Genomic DNA, 25,045 nt, shown 5'->3' on the forward strand with positions numbered 1-25,045 from the left:
CAAGGGTACGCCACCCGGCTTATGACGACGCTGAATGGACACCGCAATGACCCAATGGGAGTACCTGACGACTCCGCTCATGATCCACACGACCCAGGCGATCCTCAACAACTGGGGCTCGGAAGGCTGGGAGCTCGTGCAGGTCGTGACGGGCCCCGAAGGCGGGCTCGTGGCCTACTTCAAGCGCCCGATCGCGGGGGTGACGGCATGAGCGCCATCGACGCGCGCCTCGCCGAGCTCGGCATCAGCATCCCGGCCGTGACGAAGCCCGTGGCCGCCTACGTGCCCGCCGTGACCAGCGGAAACCTGGTGTTCACGGCCGGCCAGCTGCCCTTCGTCGACGGCGCGCTGCCCGCCACCGGCAAGGTCGGGGCCGCCGTGACGCCCGAAGAGGCCGCCGGCTACGCGCGCACCGCGGTGCTCAACGCGCTCGCCGCCGCGCAGAGCGTCATCGGCTCGCTCGACCGCGTCACGCGCGTCGTCAAGGTCGTCGTGTTCGTAGCCTCGACGGCCGACTTCGCGGGTCAGCCCGCGGTCGCCAACGGCGCGTCGACCGTGCTCGGCGAGATCTTCGGCGAGGCGGGCGCGCACGCGCGCAGCGCCGTCGGCGTCGCGGTGCTGCCGCTGGATGCCCCCGTCGAGGTCGAGCTCATCCTCGAGTTCGCCTAGCCCGCGTCGGGCGGCCGCGCCCCAGGGTCCGCGGCTCGTGCTTCGCACGGAACCAGACACCTCGCACGGTGTGAAGCGTGCGAGGTGTCCGTTCCGGTACGAGGTGCGGGGTTCGTACTAGTCGAGCGTGCCGCGGATCGACTGCACGACGTTGACGTCGGTGAGCGTCGTCGTGTCGCCGATCTCGCGCCCCTCGGCGATGTCTTGCAGCAGTCGGCGCATGATCTTGCCCGAGCGCGTCTTGGGCAGCTCGGCGACCACGAAGATCTCGCGCGGCCGCGCGATCGCGCCGATCTGCTCGGTGACGTGCTGGCGCAGCAGGGTGCTCGCCTCGGTCGCGGTGACCGATGCGGCCTTCTTGGCGCGCAGGATGACGAAGGCGACCACGGCCTGGCCGGTGGTGTCATCGCTCGCGCCCACGACGGCCGCCTCGGCGACGATGGGGTGCGAGACGAGCGCCGACTCGATCTCCATCGTCGAGAGGCGGTGGCCCGAGACGTTCATGACGTCATCGACGCGGCCCAGCAGCTGCACGTCGCCGTCGGCGTCGAGGTGCGCGCCGTCGCCCGCGAAGTAGAGCGGACCGTTCGGCGCGTCGGCGAACTTCGACCAGTAGGTGTCGCGGAACCGGTCGGGGTCGCCCCAGATGCCGCGCAGCATGCTCGGCCACGGCTCGGTGATGACGAGCAGGCCGCCGGCCTCCTTGCCCACGTGCACGCTGGCCTCGTCGAGCACGTCGACGCTGATGCCGGGGATCGGCACCTGCGCCGAGCCGGGCTTCGCCACGGTGATGCCCGGCAGGGCGCTGATCATGATCGCACCCGTCTCGGTCTGCCACCAGGTGTCGACGATGGGGGTGAGGCCGCCGCCGATGATCTCGCGGTACCAGACCCACGCCTCGGGGTTGATGGGCTCGCCGACCGAGCCGAGCACGCGCAGGCTCGAGAGGTTGAAGGACTGGGGGATCTCGCGCCCGAGCTTCATGAACGATCGGATGGCCGTGGGCGCGGTGTAGAAGATGCTCACCTGGTACTTCTCGATGAGCTCCCACCATCGGCCCGGGTGCGGCGTGTCGGGAGTGCCCTCGTAGAGCACCTGCGTGGCGCCGTTGGCGAGCGGGCCGTAAACGACGTAGCTGTGGCCGGTGATCCAGCCGACGTCGGCCGTGCACCAGTAGACGTCGGTCTCGGGCTTCAGGTCGAACACGTTCTTGTGGGTGAACGCCGCCTGCGTCAGGTAGCCGCCGCTCGTGTGCAGGATTCCCTTGGGCTTGCCGGTCGTGCCGCTCGTGTACAGGATGAACAGCGGGTTCTCGGCCTCGAAGCCCTCGGCCTCGTGCGCGTCCGAAACGCCCTCGAGCTGCTCGTGCCACCACAGGTCGCGACCCTCGGTCCACTCGACCTCGTTGTCGCCGCGTCGCACGACGAGCACCCGCTCGACGCTCGACTCCGCGGCCGCGAGGGCCGAGTCGACGGCCTGCTTGAGCGGGAAGACCCGGCCCTTGCGCCAGCCGCCGTCGGCGGTGATGACGAGCGAGGCATCAGCATCCTCGACACGGGCCCTGATGCTCTCGGCACTGAAGCCGCCGAAGATGACGGAGTGGATCGCGCCCAGGCGCGCCACCGCGAGCATGGCGATGACAGCCTCGGGAATCACCGGCAGATAGATCACGACCCGGTCGCCGCGCGACACGCCGAGGGCGGCGAGCATGTTCGCCGCCCGCTTCACCTCGCGTGTGAGCTCGGCGTAGGTGAGTGTGCGCGTGTCGCCGGGCTCGCCCTCCCAATGAATGGCCACGCGGTCGCCGTTGCCCGCGAGCACGTGCCGGTCGAGGCAGTTGTACGCCACGTTGAGCTCGCCATCGGCGAACCAGCGCGCGAAGGGCGGGTTCGACCAGTCGAGGGTCTCGGTGAACGGGCGGTGCCAGTGCAGCTCGCGGGCGCGGTCGGCCCAGAATTCGAGGCGGTCGGCGCGCGCTTCGTCGTAGAGTTCGGGCTTCGCCACGGCCGCCGCGGCGAACTCGGGGCTCGGCGGGAAGCGGCGGTCTTCGTGCAGGAGGCTGTCGATCGAGGTTTCTGACATCGTCATCCTTGGTCGATGTGAAGCGGACTGGCCTGGTCTGCCGACTTCGGAACGGGGTATCAGGGTCATCCTAGGGCGATGCGTGCCGTCGCGGTCGTCTCGTGTCGTGCGACGACATGCGCCGCTCGGATGCGCGCCATCGTTCCCGTCGGACGCAATTCCGTACCCCATCGGGGGACATTTTCCTGAGTCCTCCCTATGGAGGACAAAACGGGGGGCGATTTCGCTTGACCTGACCATTCCGACGCATACACTTGAGGAGTCAGCAGCAAGCCTGACTTCAGTGACGCGAACGATTCCCCCCAATCACGTGTTGCTGCGGCGGCGCTCGATTCCCCCCAATGCGAGCGCCGCCCCTGACTTTTCGCATCACTGCTTCATCCGCGCCACAGCGTGACCGACGGCCCCTCACCACGAGGGGCCGTCGGCATTTTGCCCTCAGGATGCCCGCCGCGCGCCGCGCCGCCCGTCAGCTCGCGGCATCCTCGACCGGTGCAGCCCTTCGTGCCTCGCGACCCGCGCCTGCCGGCGACCGCGCCGCCGAGTGGGCAGGCCGGCACACCCTCGATCGAGTCATCGGCTGCGCCGCCGACCCTCCGGCACGATGCGTCGCGCGAGCGGCCCATCCCCGCTGCGGCGCGCAGCGCGCTCGGGCCGCTCGCCGCGATCGTCGCCGACCCCGCGGCGACCGACGTCTTCGTCACGGCCGACGGCCGCGTGCGGGTCGATACGGGCTCGGGCGCCGAGGCCGTACCCGGCCTGCGCTTCGAGCCCGCTGCTGCCCGCGAGCTCGCGGTCGGACTCATCGCCGTGGGAGGCCGTCACGTCGACGAGGCGACGCCGTGCGCCGACGTGCGCCTCGGCGACGGCATGCGCGTGCACGTGGCGCTGCCGCCGATCGCCTGGGCCGGCACGGCCATCTCGGTGCGCCTGCCCCGCGTCGAGCGGGTGACGCTCGCGACCGCGGGTCTCGACCCCTCGATCGAGTCCGCGCTGCGCGAAGCGCTCGAGCGCCGCCGCACGGTGCTGTTCACCGGGGCGACGGGCAGCGGCAAGACGACCCTGCTCGCCGCCTGGCTGAGCGAGGCGCTCACCACCGACCGCATCGTGATGATCGAAGACGTCGCCGAGGCTCCGATCGCGCATCCCCACGTCGTCTCACTCGAGTGCCGGCAGCCGAACATGGAGGGCGCGGGCGGGGTCGACCTCGCCCGGCTCGTGCGCGAGGCGCTGCGCATGCGCCCCGACCGGCTCGTCGTGGGGGAGTGCCGCGGCGCCGAGATCCGCGAGTTCCTCGCCGCGCTCAACACCGGCCACCGCGGAGGCGCCGGAACCCTGCACGCCAACTCGCTCGTCGACGTGCCGAGCCGGCTGGAGGCCATCGGCATGATCGCGGGGCTGGCGCCCGAGGCGCTCGCTCGCCAGGTGCTCAGTGGCATCGACCTCGTCGTGCACCTCGAGCGGGACCGGGCGGGAGGGCGACGCGCGGGGCTCGGCCGGTTCGGGCTCGACGCGCGCGAGCGACTGGTCGTCGAACCCGCCGGCGAACCGTCATGACCGTCGTCGACGAGTCGCGCCTTGCCGGCCACCTGCACCGGCTCGCCGTGCTCATCGCGGCGGGGCTCACTCCGCGTGCGGCGTGGAGCCACGCGGCCGGGTCCTCGCCCGAACCCGTGCTCGCGAGCGTCGTCTCGGCCATCGACGAGGGCGGGGGAATCCCGGATGCGCTCGACGCGGCGGGGAACGAGGGCGGCGACGCCTGGCGCTCGCTCGCGGCAGCCTGGCGCGTGGCCGCCGCGAGCGGTGCCCCGCTGGCCCCGGCTCTGCGAGGCTTCGCCGAGGGGCTGCGCGATCGCGAGGCGGCTCGCCGCGACATCCGGGTGGCCCTCGCCGGGCCCCGCGCGACCGCCCGCATCGTCATGGTGCTGCCGGCGGTCGCCGTGCTGCTCGGCCTGCTCATGGGCGTCGACCTCGCCGCGACGGTCGCGACGCCGCTCGGTGCCGGGGCGATCGGCGGCGGACTGCTGCTCATGCTCGTGGCGCGGCGGTGGATGCGGCGGCTGCTGCGCGCCGCCGAGCCGCCCCCGCCCACGGTCGGCCTCGCGCTCGACCTGCTCGCGGTCGCCGCCGGGGGCGGCGGCGCGCCGGAGGCGGCCGCCGCGCTCGTGCGCGCCGAGCTCGACCGCTCGGGCCTGCCGCTCGCGCAGCCCGACCCCCTCGACGACCTCGTGCGGCTCTCCCGCGCCGCGGGGGCACCCCTCGGTGAGCTCGCGCGGGCTGAGGCCACCGACGAGCGCGCCCGCGCACGAGCGGCGGCACGCGAGACCGCCGAGCAGCTCGCCGTGCGGCTCATGCTGCCGCTCGGCGCGTGCATCCTCCCCGCCTTCCTGCTGCTGGGGGTCGTGCCGATGCTTATCGGGCTGCTGTCCTCCACAGCGGGCGCATTCTGACTCGGCGGAGCCCGATCGACGATCGCCGCCCGCAGCGCGCCTCCGGTGCGACACACTGCTCGCGTTCGTGCCGACCGATCGCCCGCACGGCGGGCACGACCGAACGGAGCACCCCATGACCGCGTCGACCGCGTACACCGCGCCGAGCCCGAACCCCGACCCGCACGTCGACCCGCACGTGCCTCTGCTGCGGCGTCGGCACCGTCCGGCTCGCGCCCTCGTCGCGCGCATCTCGCGTCGGTGCGTCGACGACCGCGGTGCCGCGACCGCCGAGTACGCCATCGCGACCATGGCGGCCGTGGGCTTCGCCAGCCTGCTCGTCGTCATCATGCAGAGCGACGAAGTGCGGGGCATCCTCACCGACCTCGTGCGCACAGCGCTCACCGTCGGCGGGTGAGCGCGGCGGCCCGCTCGCGGCCGCGCCGCGCCGGCGGCGACCGCGGCTCGGTGACGGCAGAGATCGCCGTCGGGCTGCCGGCGGTGGTCATCGTGCTCGCTGCGTGCCTGGGCGGGCTCGGCCTCGCCACGACGCACCTGCGGGCGCAGGATGCCGCCGCCGACGCCGCCCGCCTGCTGGGCCGCGGCGAGCCTGCGTCGGCGGCCCAGCAGCACGTGGCGCGCTCGGTGCCCGGCGCCGCGCTCACGATCTCCCGACCCGCCGACCTCGTCTGCGCGCGCGTGGTCGTCGAGCAGCGGGTGCTGCTGGTGCCCGTGCGAGTGGCGGGATCGTCGTGCGCGCTCGACGGCGGGCGATGAGCGCGAGGCGCGCCGCGGCCCCCCGCGCGGCCCGCGGCGCAGCACCGGGCGCTGCCCCCGCGGGTGCCCGCGATGTCGATCCCGATCGCGGCGCGGGCTCGGTGCTCGTCGTCGCGCTCGTCTCGACCGTGCTCCTCGCCGGGCTGACCGTGCTCGGCGCGGCGCACGCGCTCGTGCGCGGCCAGCAGCTGTCGGCCGCGGCCGACGCCGCCGCGCTCGCGGCCGCCGACGTGCTGCTCGGCTGGGCTCCGGGCGAGCCGTGCGCCGCGGCGCAGCGGCTTGCCGACGCGCATGCCGTGCGGCTCGTCGAGTGCCGCGACGAGGGGCTCGCTGTCGTCGTGCGGGTCGAGACGAGCATCCTGAGCCTTGTCGTCGCGCGGTCCGCGCGTGCCGGTGCGCCGGAGGTCGGGTGGTAGCGCGCTCCTAATTCCTGTGTATGGTGTGCCTGATTGCGGCACACGGCTTCGCCACCGTGCCGCGGCACCGGCCGGGGTGCGGATGCGATCCCCCCGCCGCATTGACGGTCATATGTAGAGGAGCACCGTGCCACAGGGCAAGAAGCTGGTCATCGTCGAGTCGCCCGCGAAGGCGAAGACGATCGGCAAGTACCTCGGCGACGACTACGAGGTGCAGGCCTCGGTCGGCCACATTCGCGACCTCGTCGAGCCCAAGAACCTGCCGGCCGAGCTCAAGAAGGGGCCGCTCGGCAAGTTCTCCATCGACGTCGACAACGGCTTCGAGCCCTACTACGTCGTCTCCGACTCGAAGAAGAAGACCGTCGCCGACCTCAAGCGCGCGCTCAAGGAGGCTGACGAGCTCTGGCTCGCGACCGATGAAGACCGCGAGGGCGAGGCCATCGCGTGGCACCTGCTCGAGGTGCTCAAGCCGAAGGTTCCCGTCAAGCGCATGGTGTTCCACGAGATCACCGCCGAGGCGATCCAGCGCGCCGTCGACAACACGCGCGAGCTCGACACGGCGCTCGTCGACGCGCAAGAGACGCGGCGCATCCTCGACCGCCTCTACGGCTACGAGGTGAGCCCCGTGCTGTGGCGCAAGGTGGGCCCGGGCCTGAGCGCCGGCCGCGTGCAGTCGGCCGCGACGCGCCTGGTCGTCGACCGCGAGCGCGAGCGCCTCGCCTTCATCACCGCGAGCTACTGGGACCTCGACACGACGCTCTCGCCCCTCGGCGGCGAGACGCCCTTCACCGCCCGCCTGGCGCGCCTCGACGGCAAGAAGGTGGCCTCGGGCCGCGACTTCACCGACCGCGGCGAGCTCAAGGGGTCGGAGACGGTCGCGCTCGACGAGGCGCTCACCACCTCGCTCGCCGAGGCGCTGCGCGATCCGGCCATCGCGGTGACCGTCACGAGCGTCGAGTCGAAGCCCTACACGCGTCGACCCGCCGCGCCGTTCACGACCTCGACCCTGCAGCAGGAGGCCGGGCGCAAGCTGCGCTTCACCGCCCGGCAGACCATGTCGGTGGCGCAGTCGCTCTACGAGAACGGCTACATCACCTACATGCGCACCGACTCGACCACGCTCTCGCAGCAGGCGGTGGATGCGGCGCGCTCGCAGGCGGCCGCCCTCTACGGCGCCGACAGCATCCCCGAGACCCCCCGCGTCTACGCGAGCAAGTCGAAGAACGCGCAGGAGGCGCACGAGGCCGTGCGCCCCGCGGGCGACGTGTTCCGCACGCCGAGCGAGCTCGAGGGCACGCTGCGCGGCAACGACTGGAAGCTGTACGACCTCATCTGGAAGCGCACCGTCGCGAGCCAGATGGCGGATGCCCGGGGCCAGACGGCGTCGGTCAGCATCCAGGCCGGCCCGACCTCCGGCTCGGCGACCCCCGCCGGAGCGATCGCCGAGTTCGCGGCGAGCGGCACCGTCATCACGTTCCGCGGGTTCCTCGCCGCGTACGAGGAGGGGCAGGACGAGGCGCGCGACACCGACGAGAAGGCCGAGCCCGCCGAGGCCAAACTGCCGCCGCTCACCGTCGGGCAGTCGCTGAGCGTCGTCGATGTCGAGGCGAAGGGCCACGAGACGAGCCCGCCCGCGCGCTACACCGAGGCGAGCCTCGTGAAAGCGCTCGAAGAGCGCGGCATCGGCCGCCCGAGCACCTACGCGGCGATCATCTCGACGATCGTCGACCGCGGCTATGTCACGCCGCGCGGTTCGGCCCTCGTGCCGAACTGGATCGCCTTCTCGGTCGTGCGCCTGCTCGAGGAGAACTTCAGCGACCTCGTCGAGTACGACTTCACGGCCGAGATGGAGGCCGATCTCGACCGCATCGCCAACGGCGAAGCCGACCGCACCGAGTGGCTGAAAGGCTTCTACTTCGGCGACGCGCACCAGCCTGGCCTGCGGCCGGTCATCGACAACCTCGGCGACATCGACGCCAAGACGCTCAACTCGATGCCGCTCACCGACACCATCACGCTGCGCATCGGCAAGTACGGCCCCTACCTCGAGGTCATCGACCCCGCGGCCGAGGCCGCGGCCGACGGCACCCCGGCGACCCCGCGACGCGTCAACCTGCCGCAAGAGCTCGCTCCCGACGAGCTGACCCCGGCGAAGGCGCAGGAATTGGTGGATGCTCCCGTCGTGGGCGACCGCGTGCTGGGCATCAACCCCGAGAACGGCAAGCGCGTCGTGGCGAAAGACGGCCGTTTCGGCCCCTACGTGACCGAGCTGGACCCGGAGCCCGAGGTGAGCCCGGAGGAGGCCGCCGCGGCGGCTGCTGCTGCGGCGCTCGCCGCAGAGCCCGTGGTCGACCCGGCCACGGGCGAAGTGCTGCCGTCGCCGAAGAAGCGCGCGGCCCCGAAGAAGAAGGCGCCCGTCGAGAAGCCGCGCACGGCATCCCTGTTCAAAGACATGGACCCGGCGACGGTCGACTTCGAGACGGCGATGAAGCTGCTGAGCCTGCCCCGCGTGGTCGGCGACGACCCCGAGAGCGGCGAGCCCATCACGGCGCAGAACGGCCGCTACGGCCCGTACCTGAAGAAGGGCACCGACACGCGCTCGCTCGATGCCGAGGCGCAGATCTTCGAGATCGACCTGGCGGGCGCGCTCGCCAAGTTCGCCGAGCCCAAGTACGGCGCGCGCAAGGCCTCGAGCGCGCTCAAGGAGTTCGACGCCGACCCCGTGAGCGGCAAGCCGATCAAGCTGAAGGACGGCCGCTTCGGCCCGTACGTGACCGACGGCGAGACGAACGCCACGGTGCCCCGCGGCGAAGACCCGATGGAGATCGACTTCGATCGCGCCGTGCAGCTCATCGCCGACAAGCGCGCGAAGGGGCCGGCGAAGAAGCCCGTCAAGCGCGCGCCCGCGGCCGGGGCGAAGACGGCGGCGAAGACGGCGGCGAAGAAGGCTCCCGCGAAGAAGGCCGCGGCGCCCAAGAAGGCGTCGTGACCGGGCTCTTCATCACCCTCGAGGGCGGTGACGGGTCGGGCAAGAGCACCCAGATGGGTGCGCTGACCGAGTGGCTGCAGGGGCACGATCGCACCGTCGTGCAGGCGCGCGAGCCGGGCGGCACCGACCTGGGGCTCGAGCTGCGCGAGATCGTGCTGCACCGCCGCGGACACATCGCGCCGCGCGCCGAGGCGCTGCTGTACGCGGCCGATCGCGCACACCATGTGGCGACCGTCGTGCGCCCGGCGCTCGAGCGCGGCGACATCGTCATCCAAGACCGCTACCTCGACTCGTCGGTGGCGTACCAGGGCGCGGGCCGCGTGCTCGACCCGGACGAGGTGCGCGACCTCTCGCTGTGGGCCACCGAGGGTCTGCTGCCGCACCTCACCGTGCTGCTCGACCTCGACCCCGCCGTCGGCCGCGAGCGCCTCGACGCGAGCCGCACTCGCTACGACCGCCTCGAAGCGGAGGAGGCCGCCTTCCACGAGCGCGTGCGGAACGCCTACCTCGCGCTCGCCGCGGCCGAACCTGAGCGGTTTCTCGTGCTCGATGCGACCCGGCCGGTCGACGAGCTGCAGGCGGGCATCCGCGACCGGGTGTCGGCCCTGCTCGACTAGGGTGGCGCCATGACCGCCTGGGACGAGCTGACCGGTCAGGAGGCCGCGATCGCGGCGCTGCAGGATGCCGCTGCCGACCCGCAGGCGATGACCCACTCCTGGCTCATCACGGGCCCTCCGGGCTCGGGGCGCTCGAACCTCGCCTTCGCCTTCGCCACAGCGCTGCTGCAGGGCGGGCAGTCTGACGACGAGGCCCGGCGCACGGCCGCGCAGGTCGCCGCCCGCACGCATCCCGACCTCGCCGTGCTCGCGACCGACCGCGTGATCATCTCGATCGACGAAGTGCGGCACCTGGTGGCGCAGAGCCAGTTCTCGCCGAGCACGGCCCGCTACCGCGTCATCGTCATCGAAGACGCCGATCGCATGACCGAGCGCACTTCGAACGTGCTGCTCAAGGCGCTCGAAGAGCCCCCGCCGCGCACCGTCTGGATCCTGTGCGCGCCGAGCGCGGCCGACCTTATCCCGACGATCCGCTCGCGTGTGCGCACGGTGCGCCTGCGCGTGCCGAGCGTCACCGAGGTCGCCGAGTTGCTGGTGCGCCGCGACGGCGTCGAGCCAGCGCTCGCCGAGCGCGCGGCGCGCGAGTCGCAGACGCACATCGGCATGGCGCTGCGCCTGGCGACGGATGCCGAGGCGCGCGAGCGCCGCGCTCGCACAATCGCGCTGGCACTCGGCGTGCAGAGCGTGAGCGGCGCCGTGCTCGCCGCCGAGCAGCTGGTCGCGGTCGCGACCGATGACGCGAAGGCGCTGACGGCCGAGCGCGAGGAGGAGGAGCGGGCCGCGGCGCTGCGCTCGCTCGGCATCGAGCCGGGGGCGGCGGTGCCCGCGGGTCTGCGCGCGAGCCTCAAGGCCCTCGAAGAGGACCAGAAGCGCCGCGCGACGCGCTCGGTGCGCGACGGCATCGACCGCGTGCTCGTCGACCTCATGTCGCTCTACCGCGACCTCGCGATGCTGCAGCTCGGTGCGGGGGTCGAGCTCGTGAACGAGGCGGTGCGACCCGAGCTCGAGGTCGCCGCGCGCGCGGGCAGCGCCGCGCTGTCGCTCGCCGCGCTCGACGCGATCGCGCTGGCCCGCCGACGCATCGAGGGCAACACGCCCCCGGCGCTCGCCCTCGAGGCGATGCTCATCGCGGCGAGCGGACGGGTGCCAGCGCTAGGCTCCCCCTCGTGACCCGTCGCACCGCGCCTCGTACGGCCGCCCTCGTCTCATTGATCCTCGTGCCCGCCCTGCTGCTGAGCGGCTGTGTGCCGAGCTGGCTGCAGGGCCTCGTCGGCGGGGGCACCGTCTCGACGCCGACCGGCGAGGAGGTCGCCGACGAGCTTCGTCCGTACTACACCCAGATACTGACCTGGACGGGGTGCGGTGGGGGTGCCGAGTGCGCCACCGCGATCGCGCCGCTCGACTGGGACAACCCCGGCGAGGGCGACGACGTCGAGCTCGCGCTCGTGCGCCACCCGGCCACGGAGCAGGCGCAGGGCTCGCTCTTCATCAACCCCGGGGGTCCCGGCGCGTCGGGCTTCGACTTCGTGCGCGACAGCGTCGACTTCGCGGTGAGCGCCGACCTCCAGCGCGAGTTCGACATTGTCGGTTGGGATCCGCGCGGGGTCGGCCGGTCGAGCGCCGTCACCTGCTACACCGACCCGGCCGATCTCGATCAGTTCATCTTCGGGATTCCCGAGGCCACGTTCGGCACGCCCGAGTGGGAGGCCGAGGTCATCGACAGCTCGATCGCGTTCGCCGAGGCCTGCGCCGAGAACACGGGCCCGCTGCTCGAGTTCGTCGACACCAACAGCACAGTGCGCGATCTCGACATGATGCGGGCGATCGTGGGGGATGCGCAGCTCAACTTCTTCGGATACTCCTACGGCACCGACATCGGTGCGCGCTACGCCGACCGGTTCCCCGAGAAGGTTGGGCGTCTCGTGCTCGACGGTGCCACCGATCCGACGACGACGACCTTTGAGGTCGTGCTCGCGCAGTCAGAAGGTTTCGAGCAGGCCCTGCGCGCCTACCTCGAGGCGTGTCCCGAGCTCGGGGCCTGCCCGTTCCCCGGCTCGCTCGATGACAGCCTGACGCTCATCCGCGACCTTTACGACCGCCTCAACACGACGCCGATCGAGGCCGAGGACGGGCGGTTCTTCGACGGCGCAGTGCTCGACATCGCGATCGCGACGGCGCTCTACGACGAGGGCTCGTGGTCGTTCCTCAGCCAGATGTTCACCGAACTGCGCACGGGCGTCGTCGAGACGGGCTTCCTCCTGGCCGACTTCTACTACGGGCGCGAGAACGGCGAGTACATCGACAACTCGCTCGAGGCCTTCATCGCCATCAACTGCCTCGACTATCCCGTCGAGACCGACCGCGCCGTGATCGCCGAACAGAACGAGCAGATCCGCGCGGTCGCCCCGACGACCGGCGACCCGTCGCCGCTCGGCGACGTGCTGTGCGCCAACTGGCCGCACCAGTTCGAGGGCGAGCTCGGGCCGGTGAGCGGTGCGGGGGCGGCCCCGATCCTCGTCGTCGGCACGACGGGAGACCCTGCGACGCCCTACCAGTGGGCTGAGGCGCTGGCCGAGCAGCTCGAGAGCGGCGTGCTGCTCACGTGGGTGGGCGAAGGCCACATCGCCTACGACGAAGGCGACCCGTGCATCAACGACATCGTCGACGAGTACTTCCTCACCGGCGCGGTTCCCGTCGACGGGCTCGTCTGCGAGGGCTGATCGTGCGGTCTGCGCGGCCAGGCGGAATCGGCTAAGCTTTCACCTCGTGTCACGGCCTCGGCCGTGTCCGCCGCCTTAGCTCAGTCGGCAGAGCGTCTCACTCGTAATGAGAAGGTCGTGGGTTCGATTCCCACAGGCGGCTCCGTGATCAACCTGAACCGCTCCGTCTTGTCCTGGTGCGCTCGCGCTGCGCGCGACGGGGTTCGATTCCCACAGGCGGCTGCACTCCTCTCCATCCGGCTCGAGCGTCGAGAACGGAGCACTCATGACGGTTGACGGCCCGGCTTCGGCCACCACTGTCTTGCGCCGCACGGTGCTTCTCGTCGCGGTCATCAACCTCGCCTACTTCGGCATCGAGGTCGTCGTCGCTGTGGCGATCGGCTCGGTCGCGCTGCTTGCCGACAGTGTCGATTTTCTGGAGGACACGGCGGTCAACGTGCTCATCGCCCTCGCGCTCGGCTGGTCGCTCGCTGCGCGGGCGCGAGTGGGTCGGGTGCTCGCGATCGTCATCCTTCTGCCGGCCATCGCCGTGGTCGTGCAGCTCGTGCTCAAGGTCGGCGACCCTCAGGCGCCCGCGGCCCTGCCGCTCATGCTGGCAGCCGCCGGGGCCGCCGTCGTCAACCTGGTGTGCGCCCTGCTGCTCGCGCGCATCCGCGCCGCCGGCGGCTCGATGGTCGGGGCGGCCTGGCTCGCGGCGCGCAACGACGTGGTCATCAACCTCGCGATCGTCGCGATGGGGGTGATCACGCTGTGGATCGGCACCGGCTGGCCCGACATCGTGCTCGGCACGCTCATCGTCGTGCTCAACGGTCGTGCGGCCCTCGAGGTGTGGCGGCTCGCGGGCGAGGAGTCGCTCGCCGCCCGCGCGCTCGAGGGCGATGACCTCGACGACGACTGAGGCGCTTCACCGGATGCGGACCTTTGTGAATGCCGTTCGCGACGTTCCGCATCCGCGGAAGGCACCCGCGACGAGCACCCTCCCGCCGGTCGACGCGAGGCGGGGCAGTCGCGAGCGCGTGGGATGCTGGGAACGATGAGCACACCGCCCCCGCCGAGTCACGACGACGACGCGAACGACGAGCACGCCTCGCACCCCGAGCACGCCTCGCACCCCGAGCGCGGCTCGCACCCCGAGCACGGCTCGCGCGCCGCGACCGCGCTCGCGATCGCCGCGACGCTGGCGGCCGGCGTCGGCGTCGCGACGCAGAGCCGCATCAACGGCGAGCTCGGGCAGCTGCTCGACGACGGATACACCGCGGCGCTCATCTCGTTCGGCAGCGGCTGGGTGATCCTGCTCACGATCCTCGCTCTCGCACCCCGCGGCCGCGCCGGCATCTCGCGGGTCATGACCGAGGTGCGCCACGGCCGCCTCGCGTGGTGGATGCTGCTGGGCGGCTTGGCCGGCGGCTACTTCGTGCTGGCGCAGGGCCTTGTCGCCGGGATGCTCGGCGTCGCGATCTTCACGATCGCGATCGTCACCGGCCAGACCGTGACGGGGTTGACCCTCGACGCGACCGGCTTCGCGGGAGCCCGCCGCACGGCGATCGCACCCGCCCGCGTGATCGGCGCCGCCCTCACGGTCGCGGCGGTCGCCGTCGCGGTCGTGCCACGACTCGGCGGCGAGGGGTTCCCGATCGCGGCGGTCGTGCTGCCCGTGCTCGCGGGGGTCGCCGTCGCCTTCCAGCAGGGCCTCAACGGCCGCGTTCGGGCCGAGGCGCGGTCGGCGCTCGCCGCGACCACCATCAACTTCACGGTCGGAACCGCGGCGCTCGCCGGCGCGACGCTCGTGCATCTGCTCGTCGCGGGGCTGCCCGAAGCACTGCCGACCAACCCGCTGCTCTACCTCGGTGGCGCGGTCGGGGCGATCTTCATCGCCATCCAGACGGTGACGGTCGGCCGTATCGGCGTTCTCGTTCTCGGGCTGTGCCTGGTGGCAGGGCAGCTTGCGGCGTCGCTGGTCTTCGACGCCGTGGCGCCGCTGGGGCCCGCATCGACGACGGCCACCGCGATCGCCGTCGTGCTCGCGTTCGCCGGCGTGCTCGTGGCGAGCATCCGGTGGCGACGCCGGGGTGGCGGCGCTAGTCGGCCGTCGGCGTGAAGTCGAGCGCGAGAGAGTTCATGCAGTAGCGGTCGCCCGTGGGCGTGCCGAAGCCATCGGGGAAGACGTGGCCGAGGTGCGAGCCGCAGTTCGCGCAGCGCACCTCGGTGCGCACCATGCCGAGCGAGGTGTCTTCGATGAGCTCGACGGCCTCGGGGCGCACCGACTCGTAGAAGCTCGGCCAGCCGCAGCCCGAGTCGAACTTCGTTCCGGCGACGAAGAGCTCGGCGTTGCACGCGCCGCAGGTGTAGATGCCGGCACGGCTCTCATCGAGCAACTCGCCCGTCCAGGCGCGCTCGGTGCCCGCCTGGCGCAGCACCTGGTAGCGCTCCTCGCCGAGCTCGTCGAGCCACTCCTGCTCGGTCTTCTCGACCGCGTACGCCTTGCCGTCGGTTGCCGGGTTCTGGCCCATGATCCCTCTTCTCCTCGCCCGCAGGCGGTTGATCTCCCCCCATTAAACTCCTCATCGTGGCCGACGCTTCCCCGATCCAGCGAACCTGGAGTCAGCTGACCCGCGACGAGTTCTTCGAGCTGGCCCGCTTGCGCACCGAGGTGTTCTTCCTCGAGCAGCGCATCGACGAGCCCGAACTCGACGATCGCGACCGCGACGAGTCGACCGAGCACGTGTGGATCGCCGATGAGCACGGCCCCGCCGCGTACCTGCGGGTCGTCGTCGACGACACCCCGCACCCGGGCAATCAGGATGCCCGCCGCCTCATCGGCCGCGTCGTCACCCGCGCCGACCGCCGCGGCGAGGGCCTGGCGCGCCGACTGCTCGAGCACGTCATCGAGCGACACGGGCACGAGCCGCTGGCCCTGCACGCGCAGACCTATGTGCAGCCGCTCTACGCCGCCGTCGGCTTCGCGGCCTATGGCGAGGAGTACCTCGAGGCGGGCATCCCGCACATCGGCATGCACCGCCCCGCCCAGCCGGCACCGACGGCCGACCCCGTACGCTGAGCGCACCATGATCGCTGCGTTCGCCCTTGCCGCCGCCCTCGCGGTTGCCCCCGCGGCCGGCTGCACGGCCGAAACGGGGGCCTTCTCGTGGGGGTTCAAGGAGTCGTTCCGCGCCTACATCAGCGGCTCGATCGCGAACGGCGAGTGGAGCACCGAGGGCGGCATCGACTACGCGACCCCGGCGTTCTTCAGCGAGCGGCTCGCGGGCGAGGTGGCGCTCGACCCTCTCGCCGGCACGCTCGCGGTCGAGGGGGCGCTGCGCTTCACGGGCCACGACGGCATTCTCGACACCACGATCGCGAACCCGCGCCTCGTTGTCGAGAGCGCCGACCGCCTCGTCGTGGTCGTCGACATCCGCGGCACGACGCAAGACTTCGTCCCCATCGACTCCGCCGCCGTGCCGTTCCTGACGGGCGACCTGACGCTCGCCACGTGGAGCGCCGAGGGCGGCACGCTGCGGCTCGACGGCGTTCCGCTGACGCTCACGCCCGAGGGCGCGGAGGCTTTCGGAACCTACCCGGCGGGCGAGGCCTTCGACCCGATCACGCTCGAGGTGCAGACGACGGACGCGTGCGCCGAGGCCGCGGTCGCGGCGCGGGCCGGGGCGCCGGTCGCCCAGGGGGCGATCATCGCGGGGGCCGTGCTGCTCGGGGTCGCGATCTCGATCGCCGTGCATCTCGTGCTGCGAGCACGACGCCGGTCGCGTCTTCCCGAGCCGCCGCCGCCCGCGGTGCCATGATGGAGGCGTGACCTCCACCGCTGAGCGGTACCGGCGGTTCGCCCGCGAGCAGGCGGACCGCTCGCGCTTCGCCGTCTGGGCCGAGACCGTGGCGGCCGACGACGACTGCCTGGCCCTCATCGACACCCTCGCCGAACTCGACCGCGAGCCGGCGATCGTGCTGTGGGCCGCGCAGGCCTCCGGTCTGGGAGCCCACGGCGATATCCGCGCCTGGCTCGAGGGCGAGTGGGATGCGGTGGCCGAACTCGCCCACGCCCGCCAGCGTGCGCTCGCCGCGGCTCACATGCCGGGCGCGTAGATCGCGCGGGCGAGCGCGTCGAGCACTGCGGGGGTGCGGGGCCCGAAGCTCAGCACCTCGCCGTCGGCCATGTCGACGAAGCGGCGGGCCTCGCCCGCGCGCGTCAGCGCGACCGCGGGCTTCTCGGCGAGCAGCCCGTCGACGCCGCCGACGCTCTCGAGCCCGCCGGTCATGACGAGGATGAGGTCGGGGTCGGCCGCGACGAGAGCCTCGTCGGTCATGGGCCGCAGGCCCGTCCAGCCGATCTCGCCCGCCACGTCGATGCCGCCGAGCCCCTCGATGAGCTCGTCAGCACCCGACTCCTCGCCGAACAGGTAGTAGATGCCCGAGGCCCCGCGCAGGTAGAGGAACAGGATGCGCACGCGATCGGCCGGGTTCTCGGGGCGGATCGACTCGATGGCGGTGAGCACCTCGGCAAGCTCCTGCTCGAGGCGCTCGGCGAGCAGCTCGCCGGTCGCGGGCGAGCCCAGGGCGGCCGACACCTGCCGGGCGAGCTCGGCGGGGGCGCCGAGGCCCGGTTCGGCATCCACGTAGACGACGGTCACGCCCGCATCGCGCAGCTGCAGCACGACGTCGGTCGGCCCGACGGTGCCGTCGGTGATGACGAGCGTGGGTCGCAGGGCCAGCACCGCTTCGCTGCTGATCGCGTGCCCGCTGCTCGTGACGACGGGCAGGCCGTCGGCCTCGGGGAACGTCGTCGAGATGTCGCGGCCGACGACGGCGTCGCCGAAGCCGAGGGCGAAGACCGTCGCGGCGATCGAGCCGGCGATGTCGAGCGGCAGGATGCGGCTCGCGTCGGCGACGACGACCTCGCGGTCGCCGTCGAGGTCGCGCGAGACGACGGTGGCCGGCAGCGACTGCGCGGGATCGACCGCGACGGGCTCGATGCGCGACGACTCGATGAGGGCGGTGGAGGGGCCCGTGAGGGTGCGCGGCGAGTCGCTCACGGTCAGCTCGCTGAGCGGCACGCGCGGTCCGCTCGGCGCCGTCGGCTCGGCGGTCGCCTGCGGGGCGGCGACGGCGCATCCACCGAGCAGGGCGAGCGCGGCGAGCATCGCGGCGAGTCCGGCCGCGCGAGCGGGGCGGGAGCGGGGTCGAGGCGTCATGGGTCCGGTCGGTCGAGGGCTGCGAGGCCGGGCGGTGCGGGCGCCGGCAGTGAGGCGAGCCTATTCCGCGCGGCTGTGCACCCGATGAGGCGTGCGCGGGGCACGCGAGCGAGCCTGCCGCAGCAACCGCGAGCCGTCCAGGGTCGAAGGTCCCCGGCCTCTAGCCTGAGTGAGTGATGGATGCTCCCTCCGACCTGCTCGACGAGCGCGCGCAACGCGTGCTCGAGTTCGAGCGCGCGTGGTGGGGGCACAGCGGTGCGAAGGAGCTCGGCATCCGTCGCGAGTTCGGCTGGACGGCGGCCCGGTATTATCAGGTCCTGAACGCCGTGATCGACACCGATGTCGCCGTGCGGTATGACCCCGTTCTCGTGGGCCGGCTGCGCGAGGTGCGCGAGGATCGCGCCGAACGGCGGCGCACTCGACGTGCGGGCGCCACCGGCGCCGCCTGAGTCTCCTGCACCAGCTGAGTCTCCTCCACCACCCCTCGCGGAAGGCGTCCCCCCGATGGCCGAGTACACCCCGGATCGCTTCGACGAGGTCTCCGACTCGCTGAGCCGCGTCGGCGCCCACCGCGCGGCGCCCGCGCGCGGTCGCGCCTGGATCGTCGTGGCCTGGGCCGCGCTCGCCAGCGGCGCTCTCATCGTGGCGGGACTCTACGGCCTCTCGCTCATCAGCGACCGCGTCACGTTCGAGCTGCCCGGCCTGGGCACGGCAGAGCCGATGCCCACCCCGACCGAGACGCCCTCGGCGCCTCCCACGGTCGAGCCCATCACCGACCCGGCGCTCGCCGAGCTGCCCGCGGGCTTCACGATCACGGTGCTCAACGGCACCGAGGTCGACGGCCTGGGTCGTGCCGCCCGCGACCTGCTGACGCCCCCCGGCTGGCGCGTCGGCACCGTGACGTCGGCCGCGCAGTCCGACCTGGCCGAGACGGTGGTCTACTACAGCGACCCGACGCTCGAGGGTGTCGCCGCGGGCATGGTCGAGCTGCTCGGCGCGGGGGTGTGGGAGCTCTCGGACGCCTTCCCCGGTGCCCCGATCACGATCGCCGTCGGCGCCGACTTCGCGGCGATCGCGGCGCCGTAGGAGCGCCGCGTTACACGCACGTTTCCGCTCGGTAAAAAGGTCGTTCCCGGCCGCGTCGGGGTGCGCTCGCGCGGGTAGTCTCGCGGCATTCCCGCAATGCAAGGAGCACCAGCAATGCCCAACGGCACCGTCAAATGGTTCAACGCCGAGAAAGGCTTCGGCTTCATCACCCTCGAGAGCGGCGACAGCGACGTCTTCGTGCACTACTCGGCGATCGACATGCCCGGCTACAAGGTTCTCGAAGAGGGCCAGGCCGTCACCTTCGAGATCGGCACGGGCACGAAAGGGCCGCAGGCCGAAGGCGTGCGCGTCGCCTGACCGTCGCTCGACCCGTGGGTTAGGGTGACCCCCATGAGCAGGGGAGCCGCGCGCGGACTCGTCGCGATGCTGGGCGTCGCGGCGGTGCTCGGCGCGGCGGGCTGCACGGCGACCGAGCCTCCCATGCCCACCCCGACCCCGAGCCCCTCGTACGTGTCGACCTACGTGCCGCCGCCCGAGTACGGCATCGCGCCCCTCACGGGCGAGCAGATCGAGGTGGGCGCGCTCACGGCCCCGTCGCTCGCCGCCAAGGTCGACAACCACCCCTCAGCACGGCCGCAGGTCGGGCTCGACCGCACCGACATCGTGTTCGAAGAGCTCGTCGAGGGCGGGCTCACGCGATACGTCGCCGTCTGGCACTCCGACGTGCCCTCGGTCATCGGCCCGGTTCGGTCGATCCGCCCGATGGACCCCGAGATCATTTCGCCCCTCGGCGGAATCGTGGCCTACTCGGGTGGGCAGCAGCGCTTCGTGCAGCTCATGCGCTCGGCCCCCGTCTACAACGCCATCCACGGGCAGAGCGACACGGCATCGACCTTCTACCGCGGCGACAACGCGCCTGCCCCGCACAACGTGCTCGTCAAGGCGCCCGAACTCATCGCCCAGCACCTCGACCTCACGGCGCCCCGACAGCAGTTCGCCTTCGCCGAGAGCCTCGCCGCGGCGAGCGCGACGAAAGAGGGCCGCCCGACGAGCGCGATCTCGCTCGTGTTCGGCGGCTCGGCCACGCCCGTCTGGAAGTGGGGCGAAAACTCGCAGCGCTGGGTGCGCTTCATGACGGGCGGCGATCGCGATATGGCGGCCTCGGGCGAGCAACTGAGCGCCGTCAACGTCGTCGTGCTGCGGGTTCCCGTGCAGGTGATCAGCAGCATCCCGACCACGAAGCTCATCGGATCGGGCGAGGCGTGGGTCTCGAGCGGCGGCGCGACGATCAAGGCCACATGGTCGAAGCGGTCGCTCACGGCGCCTATCCGGCTGCTCGACGCCAACGGCGTCGCGGTGCGCCTCGCGCCCGGCAACACCTGGGTCGAGCTCGTGCCGCTCGCTGGCTCCGTCACGTTCTCCCGCCCCGCCCAGTAGCAGGCGGCGCGGCTTGCACTCGCCCTCTGCGAGTGCCAGAATCGTTTAGCACTCACGCTCTGTGAGTGCCAAGAGCTACCGTACGTGAAGCGTCCGGGAGGGACGAGAGACACATGGCTAAGATCATCGCTTTCGACGAGGAGGCCCGTCGCGGCCTCGAGCGCGGCCTCAACATCCTGGCTGACGCCGTCAAGGTCACGCTGGGCCCGCGCGGGCGCAACGTCGTCCTTGAGAAGAAGTGGGGCGCCCCCACCATCACCAACGACGGCGTCTCCATCGCCAAAGAGATCGAGCTCGACGACCCGTTCGAGAAGATCGGCGCAGAGCTCGTCAAGGAGGTCGCCAAGAAGACCGACGACGTCGCCGGTGACGGCACGACCACCTCGGTCGTGCTCGCCCAGGCGCTCGTGCGCGAGGGCCTGCGCAACGTCGCGGCCGGAGCCGACCCCATCAGCCTCAAGCGCGGCATCGAGAAGGCCACGCAGGCTGTCTCGGCCCAGCTGCTGAAGAACGCCAAGGAGGTCGAGACCAAGGAGGAGATCGCCGCCACCGCGAGCATCTCGGCCGCCGACCCCGAGATCGGCGCCCTGATCGCCGAGGCCATCGACAAGGTGGGCAAGGAGGGCGTCGTCACCGTCGAGGAGTCGAACACCTTCGGCACCGAGCTCGAGCTCACGGAGGGCATGCGCTTCGACAAGGGCTACCTGTCGGCGTACTTCGTGACCGACCCGGAGCGCCAGGAAGCGGTCTTCGAAGACCCCTACATCCTGATCGTCAACGGCAAGATCTCGGCGATCAAGGACCTGCTGCCCGTCGTCGACAAGGTGATCCAGAGCGGCAAGCAGCTGCTCATCATCGCCGAGGACGTCGAGGGCGAGGCCCTGGCCACGCTCGTCGTCAACAAGATCCGCGGCATCTTCAAGTCGGTCGCCGTCAAGGCTCCCGGCTTCGGTGACCGCCGCAAGGCCATGCTGCAGGACATCGCGATCCTCACGGGTGGCCAGGTCATCAGCGAGGAGGTCGGTCTCAAGCTCGAGAACGCGACCCTCGACCTGCTCGGCCGCGCCCGCAAGGTCGTCATCACCAAGGACGAGACCACGATCGTCGAGGGTGCCGGCGACGCCGAGGCCATCGCCGGTCGCGTCAAGCAGATCCGCGCCGAGATCGAGAACACCGACTCGGACTACGACCGCGAGAAGCTGCAGGAGCGCCTCGCCAAGCTCGCCGGCGGCGTCGCCGTCATCAAGGCGGGCGCGGCCACCGAGGTCGAGCTCAAGGAGCGCAAGCACCGCATCGAAGACGCCGTGCGCAACGCGAAGGCCGCCGTCGAGGAGGGCATCGTCGCCGGTGGTGGCGTCGCCCTCATCCAGGCCGGCAAGACGGCGTTCGAGTCGAAGGAGATGACCGACCTCGTCGGCGACGAGGCCACCGGTGCCAACATCGTCAAGGTCGCCATCGACGCTCCGCTCAAGCAGATCGCCCTCAACGCGGGCCTCGAGCCCGGTGTCGTCGCCGACAAGGTGCGCCACCTCGAGGTCGGCTTCGGCCTCAACGCGGCCACGGGCGAGTACGTCGACATGCTCGGTGCCGGCATCGCCGACCCGGTCAAGGTCACGCGCTCGGCGCTGCTCAACGCGGCCTCGATCGCCGGTCTCTTCCTCACCACGGAGGCCGTCGTCGCCGACAAGCCCGAGAAGCACGCTGCGCCCATGGGCGACCCGAGCGGCGGCATGGACTTCTAGTCCGACGCGCTCGCAGAGCACACGAAGGGCGGCTTCCCCGAGGGGGAGCCGCCCTTCGGCGTCTCAGCGCTGGAACATGCGTGCGGCCTGCTGCTCGACCTCGGCGTAGCCCTGCCCCGCGTGGGCGAGCGCCTCGGTCATGCCCGCGAGCGCCTGCTCGACGCGCTGGTAGGCGCTCGTCCACTCGCCGAGCAGTCCTTGGAACGCCGTCGCGGCGGCGCCGCTCCACGTGCCCTGCAACCCCGAAAGGGTGCTCTGCAGCGCCGCGGCCTCGGCCTGGAACCGCCCGATCGAGGCGCGCGCCGTGCTCGTGGCCGTGAAGACCGCCTCGCTGTCGACCTGGTAGCGCGTCATGGTGCTCTCCTTCCGCGCCGGGGCGGTCGCCCGGCGTCGCGGGGAAGGCTAGGCCCCGGCGGGGGAGCGGGGGCCGGCGTGCTGCTCGAGCGCAGCATCCGTCGCCGCGTGCTCGGTGGGGAGGAGCGGCGAGGCGCTCGCGAGCGGCAGCGCCACGCGGAAGGTCGCCCCGCCACCGGGAGTGTCGAGCACCTCGACGCGGCCCTGGTGCAGCGCCACGATCGAGGCCACGATCGCGAGCCCGAGGCCCGAGCCGCCCGTATCGCGCGCGCGCGAGGAATCGGCGCGGAAGAAGCGCTCGAAGATCTTCTCCTTGAGCTGCGGGGGGATTCCGTCGCCGTGATCGACCACGGCGATCGATGCCCGGCCGGCGGCGGGGTCGACGCCGACGACGAGCTCGATCGGCGATCCGTCCGGCGAGAAGCGCAGAGCGTTGCCGATGAGGTTGGTGATCACCTGCCTCAGCTTGTTTTCCTCGCCGATCACGACGGCCTCGACAGCGGGCGCGAGGGGCGCGGTCGTCGGGTCGGGCCCCGGGATGCTCGCCGCGGGCCGGCGCCCCCGCCGGCCGCGCAGCCGCGCGAACGCCGAGCCCGCGAGGCCCAGGCCGCTCGCGGCAGGGGCGCTGCCCGGCACGTCGTGCGTGAGCGCAGCATCCATCGCCACATCGTCGGACGGAGCCGCGTCGTCGATGACGACGGTCACGTCGCGGTCGGGCGAGCTGGCCATGGCGTCGAGGGCGGCGTCGCGCGCGAGCGGCACGAGGTCGACGCGCGCGAGCTCGAGCGGGCGCGACTCGTCGAGTCGTGCGAGCTCGAGCAGGTCGCTCACGAGCGCTCCCATGCGGATCGCTTCCTTCTCGATGCGCTCCATCGCCTGGGCGACGTCGTCGGGAGTCGCGAGGGCTCCCATGCGGTACAGCTCGGCGTAGCCGCGCACCGAGACGAGGGGGGTGCGCAGTTCGTGGCTCGCGTCGCCGACGAAGCGGCGCATCTGCGAGATCGTCGAGGCGCGATCGGCGAAGGCGCGGTCGATGCGGCTCAGCATGGTGTTGAGCGAGCGGTTGAGGCGGCCGACCTCGGTGTTGGGCGTCGCCCCGCCGAGGCGCTGGCTGAAGTCGCCGCTCGCGAAGCGGGCTGCCGTCGCCTCGACGTCGCGCAAGGGTGTGAAGGTCGAGGTGACGAGCATGCGCGTGAGGGCGGCGCTGAGGATGACGACGACGAGCCCGAAGCCCAGGAAGACAGAGGCGAACGAGCTGATGATGGCGTTGGCGTCGGCGAGGTCGGCGCCGATGAGCAGGGTCGCCGTGGTCGTCTCGCCGCTGTCGGCATCGGTCACCCGCAGCGGGAACGTAATGATGCGCCACTGCGTCGTGCGGTCGGTGCTCGTGATCGTGATGCCGCCGTCGAGCTCGTCGACGAACTCGGCGGTGAGGCGCGACACGTCGGGCGCTTGCGCCCGGCTGCTCTCGCTCACGTTGTCGTCGATGAGCACGGCGTCGGCGTCGACCGCCCCGAAGTAGAACGGGTTGGAGAAGATCGAGGGCGTCAGGTCGGTGAACGAGTCGAAGTCGTCGAGCGTGAAGCTATCGGGCGATCGCGGCAGCTCTTCTGACGCCTGGGTGATCTGCCGGTCGACCTCATCGACGAGCGTGCGCTGCAGCACCGTGAGCGTGCCGGTGCCGACGACGAGCAGCCCGAGGGTCACGACGAGCACCGTGACGCCGGTGATCTTCGAGCGCAGGGAGATGGACTCCCACCACTGGGTCAGCTGCTCGTGCATCGGCGACGCCGGTCTAGCGGGGCTCCGCTAGACCTTGGCGGCCTTCAGCATGTAGCCGAAGCCGCGCTTGGTCTGGATGAGCGGCTCGTCGGTGAAGGGGTCAAGCTTGCGGCGCAGGTACGAGATGTAGCTCTCGACGATGCCGGCGTCGCCGTTGAAGTCGTACTCCCACACGTGGTCGAGAATCTGGGCCTTCGACAGCACGCGGTTGGGGTTGAGCATGAGGTAGCGCAGCAGCTTGAACTCGGTCGGGCTCAGCTCGATGACCTCGTCGCCGATCGTCACCTCGTGCGTGTCCTGGTCCATCGTCAGTTCGCCCGTGCGGATGACGGCGTCGTCCTCTTCCTGCATGGTGCGGCGCAGGATGGCCTTGATGCGGGCGACGATCTCGTCGAGGCTGAAGGGCTTGGTGACGTAGTCGTCGCCGCCGACGGTCAGACCCATGATCTTGTCGTCGGTGTCGTCTTTCGCGGTGAGGAAGAGGATGGGGCTCGTGTAGCCGCTCGACCGCAGCCGCTTGGTCACGCCGAAGCCGTTGATGTCGGGCAGCATGACGTCGAGGATGATGAGGTCGGGCTCTTCTTCGAGCACCGCCGAGATGGCCTGCGCCCCGTTGCCGACGGCGCGCACGGCGAAGCCGGCGAAGCGCAGGCTCGTGGTGAGCAGGTCGCGAATGTTGGGCTCGTCGTCAACGATGAGAATCTTGGGTCCGTCAGCCATGGCCCCAGTATCTGGGCTTTCCGTGAAAGTTTCCTGAATGCGCTCGGCCTGTCGCGATATCGG

At 71.6% G+C, this 25,045-nt stretch carries 27 protein-coding genes and 1 tRNA gene; 22 read left to right on the forward strand and 6 right to left on the reverse strand.

The genetic code is table 11. From position 1 onward, the window contains the following. Positions 1-46 precede the first annotated feature (46 nt). Together NNL39_RS07225 and NNL39_RS07230 are read left to right on the forward strand one after the other, a co-directional pair. Complete coding sequence (locus NNL39_RS07225; RefSeq protein ID WP_255158406.1) at positions 47-211, forward strand: DUF4177 domain-containing protein; 165 nt, start codon at positions 47-49, stop codon at positions 209-211. Then, entirely contained in the window at positions 208-669 is a 462-nt protein-coding gene (locus NNL39_RS07230) for a RidA family protein (RefSeq protein WP_255158408.1), read from the forward strand. Before NNL39_RS07225 ends, NNL39_RS07230 begins: the two co-directional genes overlap by 4 nt. Positions 670-786: 117 nt before the next feature. Here NNL39_RS07230 and acs read toward each other — a convergent pair whose 3' ends face one another. After that, positions 787-2,751 carry an acetate--CoA ligase gene (gene acs, locus NNL39_RS07235; protein ID WP_255158410.1) on the reverse strand — a complete coding sequence of 655 codons (1,965 nt, stop codon included), beginning with the start codon at positions 2,749-2,751 and terminating at the stop codon, positions 787-789. A 492-nt stretch (positions 2,752-3,243) separates the two neighbouring features. Here acs and NNL39_RS07240 point away from each other — a divergent pair, with 492 nt between their 5' ends. The 12 genes from NNL39_RS07240 (at position 3,244) to NNL39_RS07295 (ending at position 14,797) form a co-directional block, all read left to right on the forward strand. Next, positions 3,244-4,308: a CpaF family protein gene (locus NNL39_RS07240; protein WP_255158412.1), complete on the forward strand. Its 1,065-nt coding sequence runs from the start codon at positions 3,244-3,246 to the stop codon at positions 4,306-4,308. After that, positions 4,305-5,201 carry a type II secretion system F family protein gene (locus tag NNL39_RS07245; RefSeq protein ID WP_255158414.1) on the forward strand — a complete coding sequence of 299 codons (897 nt, stop codon included), beginning with the start codon at positions 4,305-4,307 and terminating at the stop codon, positions 5,199-5,201. Before NNL39_RS07240 ends, NNL39_RS07245 begins: the two co-directional genes overlap by 4 nt. A gap of 115 nt (positions 5,202-5,316) precedes the next feature. Continuing rightward, the gene (locus NNL39_RS07250; protein WP_407665099.1) at positions 5,317-5,598 is read left to right on the forward strand and encodes a DUF4244 domain-containing protein; all 282 of its coding nucleotides are present in this window, start codon (positions 5,317-5,319) and stop codon (positions 5,596-5,598) included. Next, complete coding sequence (locus NNL39_RS07255; protein ID WP_255158415.1) at positions 5,595-5,957, forward strand: TadE family type IV pilus minor pilin; 363 nt, start codon at positions 5,595-5,597, stop codon at positions 5,955-5,957. Before NNL39_RS07250 ends, NNL39_RS07255 begins: the two co-directional genes overlap by 4 nt. Continuing rightward, positions 5,954-6,373 (forward strand): Rv3654c family TadE-like protein, encoded by a 420-nt coding sequence (locus tag NNL39_RS07260; protein WP_255158416.1) that lies wholly within the window; start codon positions 5,954-5,956, stop codon positions 6,371-6,373. Before NNL39_RS07255 ends, NNL39_RS07260 begins: the two co-directional genes overlap by 4 nt. Positions 6,374-6,500: 127 nt before the next feature. Next, the gene (gene topA, locus NNL39_RS07265; protein ID WP_255158417.1) at positions 6,501-9,362 is read left to right on the forward strand and encodes a type I DNA topoisomerase; all 2,862 of its coding nucleotides are present in this window, start codon (positions 6,501-6,503) and stop codon (positions 9,360-9,362) included. Next, positions 9,359-9,979 (forward strand): dTMP kinase, encoded by a 621-nt coding sequence (gene tmk, locus NNL39_RS07270; RefSeq protein ID WP_255158418.1) that lies wholly within the window; start codon positions 9,359-9,361, stop codon positions 9,977-9,979. The genes topA and tmk overlap by 4 nt, the downstream gene beginning before the upstream one ends. A gap of 9 nt (positions 9,980-9,988) precedes the next feature. Next, entirely contained in the window at positions 9,989-11,149 is a 1,161-nt protein-coding gene (locus tag NNL39_RS07275) for a DNA polymerase III subunit delta' (protein WP_255158419.1), read from the forward strand. After that, positions 11,146-12,699, forward strand: a complete 1,554-nt coding sequence (locus tag NNL39_RS07280) for an alpha/beta hydrolase (protein WP_255158420.1) — start codon at positions 11,146-11,148, stop codon at positions 12,697-12,699. Before NNL39_RS07275 ends, NNL39_RS07280 begins: the two co-directional genes overlap by 4 nt. Before the next feature lie 69 nt (positions 12,700-12,768). Continuing rightward, a tRNA-Thr gene (locus NNL39_RS07285) sits at positions 12,769-12,841 on the forward strand. Between the two features lie 123 nt (positions 12,842-12,964). Continuing rightward, the gene (locus NNL39_RS07290) at positions 12,965-13,597 is read left to right on the forward strand and encodes a cation diffusion facilitator family transporter (protein WP_255158422.1); all 633 of its coding nucleotides are present in this window, start codon (positions 12,965-12,967) and stop codon (positions 13,595-13,597) included. Between the two features lie 135 nt (positions 13,598-13,732). Next, positions 13,733-14,797, forward strand: a complete 1,065-nt coding sequence (locus NNL39_RS07295) for a DMT family transporter (RefSeq protein WP_255158424.1) — start codon at positions 13,733-13,735, stop codon at positions 14,795-14,797. On the opposite strand, the gene msrB is transcribed toward NNL39_RS07295, so the two are convergent. Further along, the gene (gene msrB, locus NNL39_RS07300; RefSeq protein ID WP_255158426.1) at positions 14,778-15,209 is read right to left on the reverse strand and encodes a peptide-methionine (R)-S-oxide reductase MsrB; all 432 of its coding nucleotides are present in this window, start codon (positions 15,207-15,209) and stop codon (positions 14,778-14,780) included. The two genes, NNL39_RS07295 and msrB, sit on opposite strands and share 20 nt — an antisense overlap. A 56-nt stretch (positions 15,210-15,265) precedes the next feature. On the opposite strand from msrB, the gene NNL39_RS07305 reads away from it, so the two are divergent. The 3 genes from NNL39_RS07305 to NNL39_RS07315 are packed head-to-tail and all read left to right on the forward strand — an operon-like array spanning position 15,266 to position 16,794. Further along, positions 15,266-15,757, forward strand: coding sequence for a GNAT family N-acetyltransferase (locus NNL39_RS07305; protein ID WP_255158428.1), 492 nt, complete (start codon positions 15,266-15,268; stop codon positions 15,755-15,757). A gap of 7 nt (positions 15,758-15,764) precedes the next feature. After that, positions 15,765-16,496, forward strand: coding sequence for an HtaA domain-containing protein (locus NNL39_RS07310; RefSeq protein WP_255158430.1), 732 nt, complete (start codon positions 15,765-15,767; stop codon positions 16,494-16,496). Positions 16,497-16,503: 7 nt separating this feature from the next. Then, positions 16,504-16,794, forward strand: a complete 291-nt coding sequence (locus tag NNL39_RS07315; protein WP_255158432.1) for a hypothetical protein — start codon at positions 16,504-16,506, stop codon at positions 16,792-16,794. Here the strand turns inward: NNL39_RS07315 and NNL39_RS07320 are convergent. Continuing rightward, positions 16,776-17,900 (reverse strand): heme/hemin ABC transporter substrate-binding protein, encoded by a 1,125-nt coding sequence (locus NNL39_RS07320; RefSeq protein ID WP_255158434.1) that lies wholly within the window; start codon positions 17,898-17,900, stop codon positions 16,776-16,778. The two genes, NNL39_RS07315 and NNL39_RS07320, sit on opposite strands and share 19 nt — an antisense overlap. A gap of 176 nt (positions 17,901-18,076) precedes the next feature. Here NNL39_RS07320 and NNL39_RS07325 point away from each other — a divergent pair, with 176 nt between their 5' ends. The 5 genes from NNL39_RS07325 to groL all read left to right on the forward strand — a co-directional run bounded on the left by NNL39_RS07325 (position 18,077) and on the right by groL (position 22,126). Beyond that, entirely contained in the window at positions 18,077-18,349 is a 273-nt protein-coding gene (locus NNL39_RS07325) for a DUF3263 domain-containing protein (RefSeq protein WP_255158436.1), read from the forward strand. A 55-nt stretch (positions 18,350-18,404) separates the two neighbouring features. Further along, positions 18,405-18,986, forward strand: coding sequence for a LytR C-terminal domain-containing protein (locus NNL39_RS07330; protein ID WP_255158437.1), 582 nt, complete (start codon positions 18,405-18,407; stop codon positions 18,984-18,986). Between the two features lie 114 nt (positions 18,987-19,100). After that, complete coding sequence (locus NNL39_RS07335; protein ID WP_255158438.1) at positions 19,101-19,304, forward strand: cold-shock protein; 204 nt, start codon at positions 19,101-19,103, stop codon at positions 19,302-19,304. 33 nt (positions 19,305-19,337) lie between these two features. Continuing rightward, positions 19,338-20,384: a DUF3048 domain-containing protein gene (locus NNL39_RS07340; protein ID WP_255158439.1), complete on the forward strand. Its 1,047-nt coding sequence runs from the start codon at positions 19,338-19,340 to the stop codon at positions 20,382-20,384. A gap of 113 nt (positions 20,385-20,497) precedes the next feature. After that, positions 20,498-22,126, forward strand: a complete 1,629-nt coding sequence (gene groL, locus NNL39_RS07345) for a chaperonin GroEL (RefSeq protein WP_255158441.1) — start codon at positions 20,498-20,500, stop codon at positions 22,124-22,126. 63 nt (positions 22,127-22,189) lie between these two features. On the opposite strand, the gene NNL39_RS07350 is transcribed toward groL, so the two are convergent. The 3 genes from NNL39_RS07350 to NNL39_RS07360 are packed head-to-tail and all read right to left on the reverse strand — an operon-like array spanning position 22,190 to position 24,982. Continuing rightward, entirely contained in the window at positions 22,190-22,480 is a 291-nt protein-coding gene (locus tag NNL39_RS07350) for a WXG100 family type VII secretion target (RefSeq protein WP_255158443.1), read from the reverse strand. Positions 22,481-22,528: 48 nt separating this feature from the next. Continuing rightward, positions 22,529-24,262 (reverse strand): sensor histidine kinase, encoded by a 1,734-nt coding sequence (locus NNL39_RS07355; protein WP_255158445.1) that lies wholly within the window; start codon positions 24,260-24,262, stop codon positions 22,529-22,531. Positions 24,263-24,289: 27 nt separating this feature from the next. Further along, positions 24,290-24,982: a response regulator transcription factor gene (locus NNL39_RS07360; RefSeq protein WP_255158447.1), complete on the reverse strand. Its 693-nt coding sequence runs from the start codon at positions 24,980-24,982 to the stop codon at positions 24,290-24,292. Between the last annotated feature and the right edge of the window lie 63 nt (positions 24,983-25,045).

It is taken from the genome of Microcella humidisoli (assembly GCF_024362325.1).
In the GTDB taxonomy this organism is placed as follows: domain Bacteria; phylum Actinomycetota; class Actinomycetes; order Actinomycetales; family Microbacteriaceae; genus Microcella; species Microcella humidisoli.